This window comes from Brumicola blandensis, assembly GCF_031846165.1.
Classification (GTDB): Bacteria; Pseudomonadota; Gammaproteobacteria; order Enterobacterales; family Alteromonadaceae; genus Glaciecola; species Glaciecola blandensis.
In genome coordinates this window covers 208,341-222,481 of sequence record NZ_JAVRIE010000006.1, presented here as the reverse complement: position 1 = coordinate 222,481, position 14,141 = coordinate 208,341, and the positions used below count along the sequence as shown (strand labels likewise).

Genomic DNA, 14,141 nt, shown 5'->3' with positions numbered 1-14,141 from the left:
TCAGTTCAACTATATTACCTTTGGAGCAAACTTATGAAACAGCGATTTACCTTATTAAATAAACGTCCTCGTGCTACACACTTACTGAGCGCCGCGTTTGCAGCATTGCTTATTGCAATGTCTGGATCCTCAATTGCGGACACTGAAACTATCTTAATAGATGATTTTAGTGACAAAACTAATAATAGCTTTGGTTTACCTAGGCAAATTTTGGACGACACCATGGTGGGTGGCAGCACACAAACCGAGATTGATGTTAATAATGGCATAATACATTTAGCAGGTGAAATTGTGCCACCGCGCGGACAACCGGGTTGGGCAAGTACGGTTTTGCTGCTTGATGGCGAGGGTAAACCTTTTGATGCTAGTAAATACAAGGGCATCAGTATGCTGGTTAAAATAGACAGCGGCAGTATTTCGATCTCGGCCAATAGCACGGAAATAACTAACTTTGATTATCACTCATCGGTCGTTTTGGCGCCAGCCGACGGTAAGTTTCACCAAGTAGACATTCCTTTCGATTCGCTCAAGCGTAGTTGGTCAGAGCAAACTGAACTAAATACTCAGACAATCAATAGTTTAAGTATTGTGGCGTATGGCATACAAAAAACAACTTTTGATTACGAGATAGATAAGGTCAGTTTTTACTGAGTTGATCAATTTGAGAGCACTCAACAACAATGCCCAACAATACTCTACATAAAAGATGACGGAAATGGCGATACAACATAACTCACGATTGGACTACCTTGATGCTGTAAGAAGTTTTGCTTTGATTCTAGGGATAGCATTTCACACAGCATTGTCCTTCATGCCCATCTTTATTGGTTGGGCGGTAATGGATATGTCAACCAGCGATATTCTGCCAAACTTTGTATTGGTCAGTCATTCCTTTCGGATGGCGCTGTTTTTTCTGATTGCTGGCTATTTTAGTCATATGACTTTGAGTAGAAAGGGTATAAAACCCTTTATCCAATCTCGATTAATGCGTATAGGTCTGCCCTTACTTATAGGTTGGTTTGCCTTGCGACCATTATTGGTTTCAGCTTGGGTCATGGGTGCTGAAAGTATGCGAGGTGATGTCAATATTGTGAATGGGCTGAAAGCAGGTTTTGCTAGCTTGGCTGAATTACCTCAAGGACTGCTCACCGGTACACATCTATGGTTTCTATATTATTTATTGTTAATCTCTTTCTGTGTTCTCGTATTTAGATGGCTGATCAGTTTACACGGGCCCAGTAAGCATCGACTTTCTATGCTCGCAGATCACATTGTTGGCATGACGAGTCGCTCATCGTGGATGATTTTGTTGATTGCGTCACCAACAGCTATTGGCTTGTGGTTTATGCAGAACTGGGGCTTGGATACACCAGATAAATCTCTATTACCCCATGTGCCATTGCTTTGCCTTTATGGTGGTTTCTTTGTGTTTGGTTGGTTGCTACAAAGAGATGTAACGATGATTGAGTCTCTCGCTCATATTACTCTCACAAAGATTGCTTTGTGTATTGCTTCTATCACCGGAGCAATTTATCTATCTGGTTTCCAGGGTAATATTGGCCACCCGCATTACAGCTTATTAAAAGCCAGTTTTATGCTGAGCTATGCCGTTATGATGTGGTCTCTCATTTCATTGAGTATTGGGGTTTGTAAAAAATGGCTATCTAGTCCGAACAAACTGGTTCAATACGTCGCAGATGCTTCATATTGGATGTATCTCGTTCATCTGCCAATTGTTATTTGGCTACAGATTGCGTTCGCTGAACTTCAGCTCCCTTGGATGCTTAAGTTCGTTAGTGTTTTTCTATTAACGCTTGGAACTTCAGTTCTGCTGTACGATTTAATGGTGAGGTCTACTTGTATCGGCACTCTGTTAAATGGTAAGCGTAAGTCGAGAGTGTTATTTACGAGAAGAATTACACCTGTGAAGATTGGCGAATGAGGTTGTGATACACGTGATGCAAACGGTCTAGTTCGTCACGTTGTATACTGGGGTTTTGAAGTAAACCTTGAATACTCTGGTCAAGTTCATACAAGGTTTGGCGCATATGAATGTTAGGAACTAAACTTTGCATCCATGTAATTGCTGCAACACGCTCACCGGCCGTAACGGGTGTAACTTTGTGTAGGCTACTTGAGGGATACAATACTGCATCGCCGGCATTGAGTTTAACTTTCTGCTCACCAAATTCGGTTTGAATAATAAGCTCACCACCGTCGTATTCATCAGCTTCTGACAAAAACGTTGTCATAGACATATCTGAACGTAATACTTCGTTATTATGGGGCATGCGCATAATGGCGGCATCAACATGAAATCCGTAAGTTTCACCACTGGAATAGCGATTAAAACACGGTGGAAATATGCGATGAGGTAGTGCTGCCGATATCAATTTTGGTGTACTGCCAAAAATGCCAAGTAATTTATTAGCAAGTGCTTGCACCTGTTTATCGCTAGCATCAGTTTGGCCGTTTTGCTTGACGCCAGAGGCCATCCCCATCGCTGTTTCTTTTCCGTCATTCCAAGGTACTTGATTAAGCGAACTACGAAACTCTTCTACTTGTGTTTTGCTTAGCAACTGCTCAATTAAGACCATTGAAATACTTCCTATTTAGTACTATTAAAACTCATAAGTAATAGTGGCACGAGCTGAACGCCCATCACCCAAGTACATAAATGCACCTGAACGGTAAGCAGCTGTCCAATATTCTTCGTCAGTCACATTCCCAAGATTCAAGCGAACAGTGGTTGACTCGTTCACACTATAGTTAGCAAACAAGCTTACAACCTTATAACTAGGCACCACAATGCTGTAATAGCCATTGGTACTGTTATAACTTGCCGCAGTATCAGGTTGGCCGCCGTACATTTCGCCTTTATGGGTGAAATCACCACCAAAGGCGAAGTCTTCAGTTAACTGATAACGTAATTGAGCGTAGAAGCTGTTGCCAGCAAAGTTACTTAGCTCTAGGCCAATATTGTCTTCGTCATAAGAATCTAACACTTCGGATTCCATCACAGCAGCACTAATTTGGACACTGAGTTTTTCGGTAATATTACCGTTCATAGCAAATTCAAAACCATCTACACGGTTTTTACCTGTGTTGAGTGAACCAAGGGTTGAATAGGCATCACCCACACTTTCCATCACATCTGACTTAGTTAACTGAAACCATGCAGCAGCTATAAATAGCTTTTCATCTAATATTGACCACTTAGTACCCAGCTCAATGTTTTCTACAATTTCAGGGTCTGCTACAGATGCTTGATCAGGGTCACCGCATAAACCGCCGTATCCACAGTTTGCACCAAGGTCAGATTCACCGCCGTTTATATTAGTTGCCGTTGAGTAAGTAGCATATACATTTGCATCATCGGTAATGCTATATACTAAACCTAAATGGCCGTTGTAGAATTCATCATTGTATGCGTAATCAAGCTCAGTACCTCGGCTCACAACGTCATTGCTGTAATCAATACTATCAAATCGTAAACCTGCAAATACCTGCCAATTTTCGTTAATGGTTGCAGTATCCATAACGTAAAAGGCGCTTGTTTGTGCTTTGAACAAGGCATCAGAATCACCGCGAGTGATGTCTCGACCAATCAAATTACTTACGTTGTCATACAGGTTACCCGACGGGTCAATAAGGCAATAAGCTGCACTCGCACCGCGGCGACCACTTGTAACACAATTCGTATCGCCGGTACTTTCATAGCTATATACGCCGTTATCGACTTCTTCGTCGGTAAATTCAAAACCAAATAGTAGCTTGTGTTCAATACCCGCGGCATCAACATCCCAAAGCAAGTTAAATTGCGTAGCGAAATACTCTACTTCCTGCCAACCTTGGTGAGTGCTTAGATTCACTGTATCTACGCCGGGTGCCAATGGGTCAGAGTCATCTCTAACGGTGCCTCTAGCACCAGTAGACATATAACCATTACTGGTTTCACCATAACGTGTTGAATTGTAGAAGGTCATATTTTCGTTTATGTCGTATTCAGTGCGCACGGTAAATGCGAATACCTCAGAATCTAAAAAGTCTTCATCTTGTGCGTAAACAGGAATGTCTTCTATTGGTGAGCGAGTTTCACTGTCAAAATAACTCCCTAAATCTGGGGTGTCTTCTGCTTCTAAATAGTAAAGATCAGTATAAACGCGCAGGTCATCAAGGTTGTCGTATAAGCCTGAAAGTAAAATCCCGTTACGACTGCGGCTAATACCCTCACGACCTGGCGCATCTTCTTCTGCTGCTAATATATTCACACGTGTAGCAAAGTTGGTGCTTATAGGTGTGTTGTAATCAAGCCCCAATCTATAATAATCGTCAGTACCGATACTGGCATCAACACGGCCAAAATCATAAGCAGTTGACGCTTTCTTAGAGATACTGTTTACAGCGCCGCCTGAAGATCCGCGCCCTGCAAAAGTAGAGCTTGGACCTTTGGTGATTTCGATTTGCTCAGTAGCAAAGCTTTCACGTGTCGTCATACCTGGGTCACGCAAACCATCAACAAATACATCTGAACGAGCTTCGTGGCCTCGAATAATGTAGCGGTCACCAAATGCATTGCCGTTTTCACCGGTACCTAGTGTAACGCCTGCTTGAGCAGCAAGGATTTCTTTGAGGTCACTTTTTCCAGACTCTTCAATTTGATCTTTAGTAAGGACCGTAATTGTTTGAGGAGTGTCAACTAAATCAGCCATGCGGCGAATATCGCCAGAGTTCTTTACGTTGTACAAAGAGTTACGAACGCCATGGACGCGTATTAGCTCGATTGCCTCTTCTGTGCATTGCGTATCAGCTTTATCACACTGTTCAACGGTATCACTTGCAAAAGCGTTACCCAAACCAATGGCTAACGTCGTTAATAGTGCGCCGGAGCCTAGTGAAGAAAGGGTTCTATTTTGAGATGACATAGTAAATATCGGTCCTTGGATTAATGATTGTGTTATTAGTTCAAGGGCGAGTGTAATAAATTTAAATGAGCATGTAAATGCAAATGATAACAATTATCATTTGATTTCTTGGATTTAAGATCTTATCTGTTCTTAAATACGTCCGAGAAGTAGCTTTCTGCTAACTGTCCACTTAATAAAAATAGACCCGCCTAACTGCTCGAAAACAGTTGGCGGACAATGTCAGAGGCGGTGAGCCTTAATAGGTTGCTAGTGAGGTACTTCTAGAGGATTTCGGTTTGTCGACGCCTTACTCAATATTCTGGATCTGCTCACGCATCTGCTCAATCAACACCTTCAACTCAACCGCAGATTGCGTCACTTCGGTATTAATTGATTTTGAGCCCAGTGTATTGGCCTCGCGATTGAATTCTTGCATCATAAAGTCCAAACGTCGGCCAACGGCACCGCCTTTTTTCATGATGGATAAGGTTTCGTTTACGTGGCTATTTAAGCGATCAAGCTCTTCTGCCACATCCATCTTTTGCGCCAGCAGCACCATTTCTTGTTCAACGCGAGTGGCGTCCAATTCCATTTTTGCTTCGGTAAACTTCGCGCGAATACGGTCTTTTTGCCATTCGATAACCGTTGGCATGTGCGCAGCTACTTTTTCTGATTCAGCTTGGATAGCTTCTAGGCGTTGAACAATAAGTGCTTTCATGTTTTCGCCTTCACTGGCGCGCGAGGCAACAAAGTCTTTGAAGGTTTCGTCAAAGCACTTGAGCATGTCTGCTTGTATGGTATCCATATCGGCTTCTTGCGCGGCAATAACGCCAGGCCAGCGCAAAACTTCGATTGGATTAGTCATTGCTACGTCGCCTTGCTTTTGAACCCATGCGGTGGCTTCTATTACTTTCTTGGCGAGTTCTTCGTTCACGTTGATGCTATTGCTTGCTGCATCGTTCATGTTAAAGCGAAGCGCGCATTCTACCTTTCCGCGCTGAAGGCCTTTACGAAAGCGTTCACGCAAAATGGGTTCAAGGCTTCTAAATTGCTCTGGTAAGCGGAAGAAGGTTTCAAGGTAGCGCTGATTAACCGAGCGAATTTCCCAAACGGCGTTGCCCCATTCCGCTTTAATTTCACGTCGCGCAAAGCCAGTCATGCTGTAAATCATAGTATTTCCTAATCGAGTTATAAGTGAATATTGGTGCTCGACTGGTTATTTCTGAAATGTGTTGAAAATGATAACCAGCAACAAGCCACAATAGTTTAACAGGCTTTGGTTATTTCGCATCAACTACGTTATAATCCGCGCTTCAAAATTAAGGAGTCAACCATGCGTCCAAGCGGCAGAACTGCTAGTCAAATTCGTCCCGTAACAATTACCCGTAATTTCACCTGTCATGCAGAAGGGTCTGTATTGATTGAGTTTGGCAATACTAAAGTGCTTTGTAATGCATCTGTAGTTGAAGGCGTGCCTCGCTTTATGAAAGGCCAAGGCAAAGGTTGGATAACAGCTGAATACAGCATGTTACCGCGCGCAACGCATACTCGTTCAGATCGCGAAGCGGCTCGTGGCAAGCAAGGCGGCCGTACCTTAGAGATACAACGTTTGATTGCACGTTCATTGCGTGCAGCGGTTGATTTAAAACTCCTTGGTGAAAATACAATTACGTTAGACTGTGACGTTATCCAAGCCGATGGTGGCACGCGCACAGCGTCAATCACCGGTGCCTGTGTTGCCTTAGTCGATGCTCTCACTTGGATGCGCAAGAAGGGGATCTTAAAAGCGAACCCTATGAAGCATATGATCGCCGCGGTATCAGTGGGTGTTTATAAAGGTAACCCAATTGCGGATCTTGAGTACCTCGAAGATTCGGATGCTGAAACCGATATGAACGTAGTTATGACGGATACTGGCAAGTTGATCGAAGTTCAGGGCACAGCGGAAGGCGACCCGTTCTCCTTCGACGAAATGAACGAAATGCTGTCATTAGCCAATGACGGAATTAAAGAGCTTTTCGATGCTCAGAAAAGTGCTTTAGCGTAAACCCGTTCGAGAAGATAGCAAGTTGGCGTCGCTAGGCGCCAAAGTAAAAAACGTAATGTGGAAAGGTCATGCAGGATTATAAAAAAGAATTCATAGAGTTTGCGATAGCGCGCAACGTTCTTCGTTTTGGCGAGTTTACACTTAAGTCTGGACGAGTCAGTCCATACTTTTTTAATGCGGGTTTATTCAATAGGGGTGGCGATTTAGCTAAGTTAGGTCGTTACTACGCAGCCGCTCTGCAAGCTTCGAATGTCGATTTTGATGTGCTATTTGGCCCTGCTTATAAGGGCATTCCTATAGCAACAACCACTGCTGTTGCGTTATCTAATGACCATGACAAAGATGTTCCTTATTGTTTTAATCGCAAAGAAGCGAAAACGCATGGTGAAGGTGGCAACTTAGTAGGCAGCCCACTAGAAGGCAAGATCATGCTGGTGGATGATGTGATTACGGCTGGTACCGCTATTCGTGAGTCTATGCAGTTGATTGAGCAACATGAAGCGAGTCTTGCCGGTGTATTAATTGCGCTAGATCGCCAAGAAAAAGGCAAAGGCGAGTTATCCGCTATTCAAGAAGTGGAAAGAGACTTTGGTACACAGGTTATTTCCATTGTGAGCTTAGCAGATGTGATTGAGTATTTAGCTGAAAAAGGCGGATACGAAGACGCATTTTCTGCAATCAACAACTATCGCGCGCAATACGGGATCTAATGACGGACATATTTGAACAAGCAGATCATCAGTTAGACGCCATTGGCTTGCGTTGTCCAGAGCCTGTCATGATGATCCGCTTGCAAATCCGTAAAATGCAAAACGGTGAAACCTTAGCTATCAGTGCAGATGATCACTCAACAACTCGCGATGTCCCCAGCTTCTGCCGTTTTATGCAACATACCTTAGTTGCTTCTGATACTGCACAGGCACCTTATCGCTACGTCATCAAAAAAGGTGTGTAAAAAGCAAAAAAGGGGTCAGAGTTAGTTAAAAAAGGGGTCAGAGTTAATTATTGTTTCTTTCAGGCTTGCACAGGTCCTTAGTAATATAAACACGCTTTTCGGCGTCCTGCCCACTCCCAAATGGCATCCATGCCATTTGAAGGTTTATATTACTAAGGACCTGAACAAACCGCGAAAAATAATTAACTCTGACCCCTTTTTTAACTAACTCTGACCCCTTTTTTAACTAACTCTGACCCCTTTTTAATGCGCGCGCTATGGTCACCCTTAATATGGGGACAAGCTCGACAAAGTGATGTTTTGTTCCATCACAATGTTGCCGTTCAGATCTCTTAAACCGAAATGAATTTTAGGATCGGCTGGTTCCCAATCCACGTTGATAAAGCCAAAGTTCACATCAGAACTTGCACCAGAGACTCGGTGCTTGTTCGGACTGACTTGCTTCCATTCTTCGGTTAAGCCAGAGCTAGTGATGTCCCAAAGCGGATAATCCATGGTTTCTTGATACTTCGATATTTCTCCCCAATGTGTATCGCCACTGATGATCATGACACCGTTTACTTTGTGTTTTTTGATCAAATCAAACAAACGCTGTCGATCGTCAAAGTTGGCCCACGATTCCCAGCCCGTAAAGTCTGCGATTAATTGCAAGCTTGAACCGACAATCTTTATTTTTTCATCTTGTTGTAATTCGTTTTCAAGCCAAACCCATTGTTGCTCACTTAACATTGAGCCTGTTGATTTTTCGTAAGGACCCATGTCCTTTGGTTTTCGATCTGCGTAGTAGGCTAATGTGCCAACCGAACTTAAATCATCTCGCATGTAGCGCAAGTCAGGCAATATAAGCCTTATTGCCTGCTCTCCTTCGCCAATGACATAACTACCATAGAGTCCGTCGGAATGTTTTCTGCGAGGACTGTTTAAAGGTACCTTCCAAAAATCCAACATAATCTCTTTAGATGCTTTTTTATTGGGGTACTCTTTACCAGCATCGTTTTCACCAAAGTCATGATCATCCCAAATGGCGTACACCGGTACTTTGTTTCGTAAAGCTTTGAATCCCTCATTGCTTCCCAGTTTTTCATATTTATTACGAAGCTCCTGCATATCGTTGGTATCACCATAAATATTGTCGCCTAAAAAGATGAAAGCGTCGGCAGGTTGCTTGAGTATGGCATCAAAAATAGGCATCTCTTTGTCTTGATGGGAGCATGAACCAAACAAAATATGACTGGTCTTTTCTTGTGCTTGAGCGACACTGGCAATGATTGTGATGCACAGCATGCTAAGCATTAGCAAACCAAAATATTGGAATTTACTTGTTTGTTTCATCGGTGAGTCCTTGAATTGATTTTTTTGCACTTGAGTCGTAATCATGAGGGTCAAAGCCGAGCAATTTCAGAGCGCTTGGAGCGAACTGTGATTGTGTTTGTTCCACCTTGGTTTTCACCAAACCTTTACTATGCACATCAGGCCCGATGGCAGCAAACCAAATATGTTCTGAGCCAACTATACCCTCTTCGAATGTTGATAATGAGGTCATATAATCTCTTACTGCACTTGCTGAGGCGTGATGCTGCCAATCATCTGGATTGGCCCCGCGGCCATGATCAGTAATGATCAACAAATTAGTGTTGTTTTTGTATTCAGGCATCTTTTGCAATGTTGTCCACAAATCTCGCAAGTAATCGTCAGTTCGGCGAGCACTATCGAGATAGGCGTCATATTTGCCATTGTGCGCGAAGTCGTCTGTTTCGCCCAGATTAATAACAAGCACTCTTGGTTGTTTGAGTTGCAAATAGGTCTTTGCAAAACCATAGGTAAACGCATCATGGCGAACGGTAGACCATGGGCTAGGAATTTCAGACTGAAGTGTGTTCAAGACGTCTATTCTTTTAAGTAGGTCCTCTGTTCGTTCTGGTTCCGCTGGGTTTAATGTCGTGGGTATTGGCATGGCCTCAAAGCCAGCATTAATGAATAAGCGACTTCGTTCTCTGTTATAGATCATTGGAAACACATCCCAACCAGAGAAAACAGCGACTTGATTAGCAAAGCCTTTTTGCTTGTTTAGCCACTCTAAGAAAGTGATGTTTTTATTCGACACCTTGGCATTTGAGGTTAGAGTTGGATCTACTTTACCTGTAAATATTTCGTTGTAACCAGGGTATGAGAAATGCTGTTGATTTTCGATTGACATATTTGAGCCAGCATTGCGATCACCCATGATCATTCCTTTTTTCGCAATAACACCACTTAGGAATGGCATCAGCTTTTGTTGCCTTGCCTCCGCACTTTTGTCCCAGAAACGCATTTTTAGTGCTTCTGGATTTTGGACGAAATCTGGGTGTTCAATGAGCTTGGCGTCAGCCCCTTGGAATACTTCTTGCCATCGTAAACCGTCAATGGTGACGATAACTAAGTGTCGTTTAGATGACTCTTCTTGAGTAGCGGCGCTTGCACTGCTTAGGTTAACAACACAAATAAAACACCAAACAAGTACGAGTAAGATGAAATTTTTAGGAATGACTGTTTTCATAAACTTTCCTTTGCGAATGAAAAAACCCTGACCAAAAGTTGGTCAGGGTATACTAAAGGTGCCTTAGGGAGCAGGCAGGGAACATCGGTTTACCTTTTAACTTTGCGCTTGTTTAAAAGGTAAATTGAAGGTTGACGGCCGCCGTTCTAGGTGCACCAATCCAAGCAGATTGACCAGCGATTCCACCTAAGTAACTCTCGTCAAATAGGTTATTTAGGGTAAAACGGACTTGCATGTTTTGCACACCTTCGAAGGCCGGTTCAATATCTACAGCTGCATAGAGATCGGCGACACTGTATGCTTCTGCAACGCTTGTATTTGCTGCATCGATGAAACGGTCTCCGACATATTTGTTGGACAAGCCCGCGCTATAGTTACCTTTGTTGTAATCTAAAGAGACAACAAACATGTCTTCCACGGAACCAAACACGGTGTTACCCGCTTCTATGCCTAAACCAAGTTCATCAGGTACGTCTTTATAAGTTGACTCATTATTAGTGTATGAGCCATAGAGACTAAAATATTCGCCAAGCTGAATAGATAGAGACGCTTCAATACCTTCAGATTCAATACCACCAACGTTTACATACGAGCCATTCGTACCAATGTTATAGTCAATTCCCGCGTCAGGTGTATCGGGTGGCAAGAAGGTGATGCGGTTTTCGAAATCAATAGAATAGAAGGTGAGGCTTGCATCAATGAACTCGGAATTGTAGCGAAGTCCTAAGTCAAAGTTCTCTGCGGTTTCAGGCTCAATTTGCGTGAGCGTTGACGCATCGCGCTCTAATACCGTGTCTTTGATGGCTGCAAAATTTTCGGCATAACCCGCAAAAACTTCTAACCCTTCTATTGGAAGGTTTGCCACGATACCGGCAGAGAGTAAGGCATCAGAGTCTGAATCAATGCCAGCTACGTTATTACTTGCGTCGAAATTGTCTTTGCTATCTAGTTCAACAATGAATTTCTTCACACCGACACGAGCTTTGGCCCATTCAAAATCAATTTCATTTTCGAGATATAGCATAGTGGTATCGACAGCAAAGCTACGGTCGTATTGGATCCAGTATGGTGTATGGTCGAACTCGAAACTGGAGGCTGAATCAATTATTTTATGCCAATCACGATATTCATCGCGGCTATAGTCCTCAAACCAAATACCAGCGCGAGTTACGTTTTCAAAAGAGTCGGTTGTGATGATATAAGCAAGGTCTGCATTGAAACCAAATCGCTGCTTGCCGTAATGTGTATGGCGGTATGAACCCACCGGTATTGCTTCTGGACCAAAACAGTCGGCATCAAATGCTGGACCAGCGCCGCCATATGGGAAGACGATTGAGCTAACGCAGTTGTCAGCAGGCGCTAAAGCAAAGCCTTCGCGATCAACAAAAGTGATAATACCATTTGATGAACCACCACGGACGGTAGTCGTTGAATCAAGTTCGGTTTCTGGTCTACCTGTGTCGACAGTTAAATCGTTTAGGTAGGGTGGAACCCAGTCCCCACGACCTGAGTTATCGTGAAAATAAACGTTACCTGAAAAAGATAAATTGTCTGATTCATAGTCTGCTTGTACATATGCAAACAAATTTTCACGCAAAGTTGACCAGCCTTTTCTATATAGTTGGTCTACGTATGGCACACCTGTCCATTCTGCGGTTAAACGGTCGGACTCTGGATTTGTTTCGAATTGAGCTTTGCTGACTCGTTGGTAGTTGTCTTCATGGGAGTCATCATATGATACGTAAGCGCTTAAACCCCACTCAGCGTTCAAGTCTGAAATTAGCTTTGCAGCAATGTGGTCTTTGCGGTTTTCCGCCGATTGATTGACCCAGTCTGTATTACTTGCACTAGATACACTGACCCAAGCATAAGTATCACGTGCAATTTCACCTGTGTTGTATCGTACAAAGTATTTTCTTGCGTCAAAGTCTCCTAGCGAAACACTCATTAACAAGTTTTCTTCTTCAGTTGGGCTGATCGTAGTGAAGTTTAAGGTGCCACCTAATGCTTCATTGGAGCGAGAAGCAATGTCAGCAGTCCCTTGGGAAACCTCTATTAGGGCTAAGTTCTCAGTATCAATGAAACGGTTGGCTTTCGCGCCACCACCATAGTTTGAATTGCCGTTTGCGATGCCATCAACTGTGATACCAATTTGTTGTTCATCTAAGCTAATTTGAAAGCCTCGTATTGATACAGTTGTAGACCAGTCGTCAGAACCAAAGGTGTCACCTTCATTAATGAGAACCCCTGGAAGGTTGTCTATACCTGCAAGCACACTGGTCAGATTGCTTTGTTGTTTGAGCATCGACTCGGTGGTTTCGTTGTTAGCGTATGAAACGCTTTTGCCAACGACTTGAATTCTTTCAACGGCGGCTTCCGTTGCTTCTTCTTCTGCCATTGCATTTGTATTCATTGCGGCTAAACAAGCTAAACTAAGATAGCTGAGTTTGGTATTCATGTGAAAAAGTCCCTATTAACATTTTTATATTGAGTGCACGCATACAATAGGGATTTACGATTGCAGTTATCTTTCAAATATATGAAGTAATTGGGTCGTTTGGGTGACAGAACGATTGCAGAACTATTGCGCTAAAATGACAGGCATAGAAAAAGGGGTCAGAGTTAATTATTTTGTCTTTCTGATTTGAACAGGCCCTCAATAATATAAACACGCTTTTCGGCATCCTGCCCGCTCCCAAATGGCATCCATGCCATTTGAAGGTTTATATTATTGAGGGCCTGAACAAACCGCGAAAAATAATTAACTCTGACCCCTTTTTAAATTAACTCTGACCCCTTTTTTGCTGTTATTTAGCTTTTGGGCTTCATGAACTTAATGGTCCAGCGGTCAGTGTTACCTGATACTGATTTAGCACCGACTTCATATTCAAGCTCATCATCTTCACGATAATGTAGTGTGCTGAAGTCGACTAGCACAAAACCAGCTTCTTGAATTTCTTTGATAGCAAGTACTGGGTCGATTCTACGACGGTTACTACTATTTTGCGGTTCCATGTGACGTGCAGTGTGATCAACAACACCATAAATACCACCTGGCTTTAGCGCATTGAACGCCAGTTCATTCATTTTCTTGCGACCTTGCTCGCTGAAGTTGTGATAGTTCCTAAATGTCAGCACAACATCTGCGTCTGTTACGCCTAAGTCAGTCGCTTTCATTGAATAGAAACGTGCTCCTTCTTCTCTATACAATTCAGCGTCTTTGGCGACGATACGCATTTTTTCGAAACCAGGCTTATCTGATAGGTTCGTTTCGATACGACTAGTGCCAATGGCTGCAAAGTATTCGCCTTTTTCATTTAGCGCTGGTGCTAATAACTTAGTATACCAACCGCCACCAGGGATTAACTCCACCACCTTCATGTCGTCTTCGACTTCAAAGAATGTCAGTGTTTGCACAGGTCGGCGATTTCTATCTCGATCGACCTCAGCTTGGGTGCGCAGATCTGATGCCATCGCTGCTTCAATCTTTTCTTTAATTGGGTCTGCACTGACTAATGCAGATGCACTTAATAGTGCGCATACCATACTGAGGGAAACTAACTTTTTCATTGATTTTTCCTTTGTCGTTATCTCACGTTTGTTATTATAAATTGTTACTTCTTTACGATCTTACTTGTACACAGTATAGACACAAATTGTTGCTATTACGTTTCACATGAAACGAATTAACTGTGC

General features: G+C 43.0%; 12 protein-coding genes. 5 read left to right on the top strand and 7 right to left on the bottom strand.

Going from position 1 to position 14,141, the window contains the following annotated elements:
* Positions 1 to 33 precede the first annotated feature (33 nt).
* Together RM544_RS14640 and RM544_RS14635 are read left to right on the top strand one after the other, a co-directional pair.
* Positions 34 to 651: a CIA30 family protein gene (locus tag RM544_RS14640; protein ID WP_311362548.1), complete on the top strand. Its 618-nt coding sequence runs from the start codon at positions 34 to 36 to the stop codon at positions 649 to 651.
* Between the two features lie 64 nt (positions 652 to 715).
* Positions 716 to 1,942: an acyltransferase family protein gene (locus RM544_RS14635; protein WP_311362547.1), complete on the top strand. Its 1,227-nt coding sequence runs from the start codon at positions 716 to 718 to the stop codon at positions 1,940 to 1,942.
* Here the strand turns inward: RM544_RS14635 and RM544_RS14630 are convergent.
* From RM544_RS14630 to RM544_RS14620, 3 genes are all read right to left on the bottom strand, one after another.
* Positions 1,917 to 2,597, bottom strand: a complete 681-nt coding sequence (locus RM544_RS14630) for a Fe2+-dependent dioxygenase (RefSeq protein ID WP_311362546.1) — start codon at positions 2,595 to 2,597, stop codon at positions 1,917 to 1,919. The two genes, RM544_RS14635 and RM544_RS14630, sit on opposite strands and share 26 nt — an antisense overlap.
* A gap of 24 nt (positions 2,598 to 2,621) precedes the next feature.
* Positions 2,622 to 4,925 carry a TonB-dependent receptor gene (locus RM544_RS14625; protein ID WP_311362545.1) on the bottom strand — a complete coding sequence of 768 codons (2,304 nt, stop codon included), beginning with the start codon at positions 4,923 to 4,925 and terminating at the stop codon, positions 2,622 to 2,624.
* A 289-nt stretch (positions 4,926 to 5,214) separates the two neighbouring features.
* A complete protein-coding gene (locus RM544_RS14620; protein WP_311362544.1) occupies positions 5,215 to 6,078 on the bottom strand; it encodes a YicC/YloC family endoribonuclease in 864 nt (287 codons plus the stop codon).
* Positions 6,079 to 6,240: 162 nt separating this feature from the next.
* Here RM544_RS14620 and rph point away from each other — a divergent pair, with 162 nt between their 5' ends.
* The 3 genes from rph to tusA all read left to right on the top strand — a co-directional run bounded on the left by rph (position 6,241) and on the right by tusA (position 7,909).
* Positions 6,241 to 6,954 (top strand): ribonuclease PH, encoded by a 714-nt coding sequence (gene rph / locus RM544_RS14615; RefSeq protein WP_311362543.1) that lies wholly within the window; start codon positions 6,241 to 6,243, stop codon positions 6,952 to 6,954.
* A 68-nt stretch (positions 6,955 to 7,022) separates the two neighbouring features.
* Positions 7,023 to 7,664, top strand: coding sequence for an orotate phosphoribosyltransferase (gene pyrE / locus RM544_RS14610; protein ID WP_311362542.1), 642 nt, complete (start codon positions 7,023 to 7,025; stop codon positions 7,662 to 7,664).
* Positions 7,664 to 7,909 carry a sulfurtransferase TusA gene (tusA, locus tag RM544_RS14605; protein ID WP_311362541.1) on the top strand — a complete coding sequence of 82 codons (246 nt, stop codon included), beginning with the start codon at positions 7,664 to 7,666 and terminating at the stop codon, positions 7,907 to 7,909. Before pyrE ends, tusA begins: the two co-directional genes overlap by 1 nt.
* A 267-nt stretch (positions 7,910 to 8,176) precedes the next feature.
* Here the strand turns inward: tusA and RM544_RS14600 are convergent, their stop codons facing one another.
* From RM544_RS14600 to RM544_RS14585, 4 genes are all read right to left on the bottom strand, one after another.
* Complete coding sequence (locus RM544_RS14600; RefSeq protein ID WP_432264488.1) at positions 8,177 to 9,241, bottom strand: alkaline phosphatase D family protein; 1,065 nt, start codon at positions 9,239 to 9,241, stop codon at positions 8,177 to 8,179.
* Positions 9,225 to 10,445 (bottom strand): alkaline phosphatase family protein, encoded by a 1,221-nt coding sequence (locus tag RM544_RS14595; RefSeq protein ID WP_311362540.1) that lies wholly within the window; start codon positions 10,443 to 10,445, stop codon positions 9,225 to 9,227. Before RM544_RS14595 ends, RM544_RS14600 begins: the two co-directional genes overlap by 17 nt.
* Positions 10,446 to 10,557: 112 nt before the next feature.
* Positions 10,558 to 12,903, bottom strand: a complete 2,346-nt coding sequence (locus RM544_RS14590; protein WP_311362539.1) for a TonB-dependent receptor — start codon at positions 12,901 to 12,903, stop codon at positions 10,558 to 10,560.
* Positions 12,904 to 13,256: 353 nt separating this feature from the next.
* On the bottom strand, positions 13,257 to 14,015 hold the full coding sequence (locus RM544_RS14585; RefSeq protein ID WP_311362538.1) for a class I SAM-dependent methyltransferase: 759 nt from the start codon (positions 14,013 to 14,015) through the stop codon (positions 13,257 to 13,259).
* Between the last annotated feature and the right edge of the window lie 126 nt (positions 14,016 to 14,141).

What these genes read in the sequence shown, in the direction of transcription:
- RM544_RS14640 (WP_311362548.1), top strand. Translation starts at nt 34, where the DNA reads ATGAAACAGCGATTTACCTTATTAAATAAACGTCCTCGTGCTACACAC.
- tusA (WP_311362541.1), top strand. Translation starts at nt 7,664, where the DNA reads ATGACGGACATATTTGAACAAGCAGATCATCAGTTAGACGCCATTGGC.
- pyrE (WP_311362542.1), top strand. Translation starts at nt 7,023, where the DNA reads ATGCAGGATTATAAAAAAGAATTCATAGAGTTTGCGATAGCGCGCAAC.
- rph (WP_311362543.1), top strand. Translation starts at nt 6,241, where the DNA reads ATGCGTCCAAGCGGCAGAACTGCTAGTCAAATTCGTCCCGTAACAATT.
- RM544_RS14595 (WP_311362540.1), bottom strand. Translation starts at nt 10,445, where the DNA reads ATGAAAACAGTCATTCCTAAAAATTTCATCTTACTCGTACTTGTTTGG.
- RM544_RS14600 (WP_432264488.1), bottom strand. Translation starts at nt 9,241, where the DNA reads ATGAAACAAACAAGTAAATTCCAATATTTTGGTTTGCTAATGCTTAGC.
- RM544_RS14635 (WP_311362547.1), top strand. Translation starts at nt 716, where the DNA reads ATGGCGATACAACATAACTCACGATTGGACTACCTTGATGCTGTAAGA.
- RM544_RS14625 (WP_311362545.1), bottom strand. Translation starts at nt 4,925, where the DNA reads ATGTCATCTCAAAATAGAACCCTTTCTTCACTAGGCTCCGGCGCACTA.
- RM544_RS14620 (WP_311362544.1), bottom strand. Translation starts at nt 6,078, where the DNA reads ATGATTTACAGCATGACTGGCTTTGCGCGACGTGAAATTAAAGCGGAA.
- RM544_RS14630 (WP_311362546.1), bottom strand. Translation starts at nt 2,597, where the DNA reads ATGGTCTTAATTGAGCAGTTGCTAAGCAAAACACAAGTAGAAGAGTTT.
- RM544_RS14585 (WP_311362538.1), bottom strand. Translation starts at nt 14,015, where the DNA reads ATGAAAAAGTTAGTTTCCCTCAGTATGGTATGCGCACTATTAAGTGCA.
- RM544_RS14590 (WP_311362539.1), bottom strand. Translation starts at nt 12,903, where the DNA reads ATGAATACCAAACTCAGCTATCTTAGTTTAGCTTGTTTAGCCGCAATG.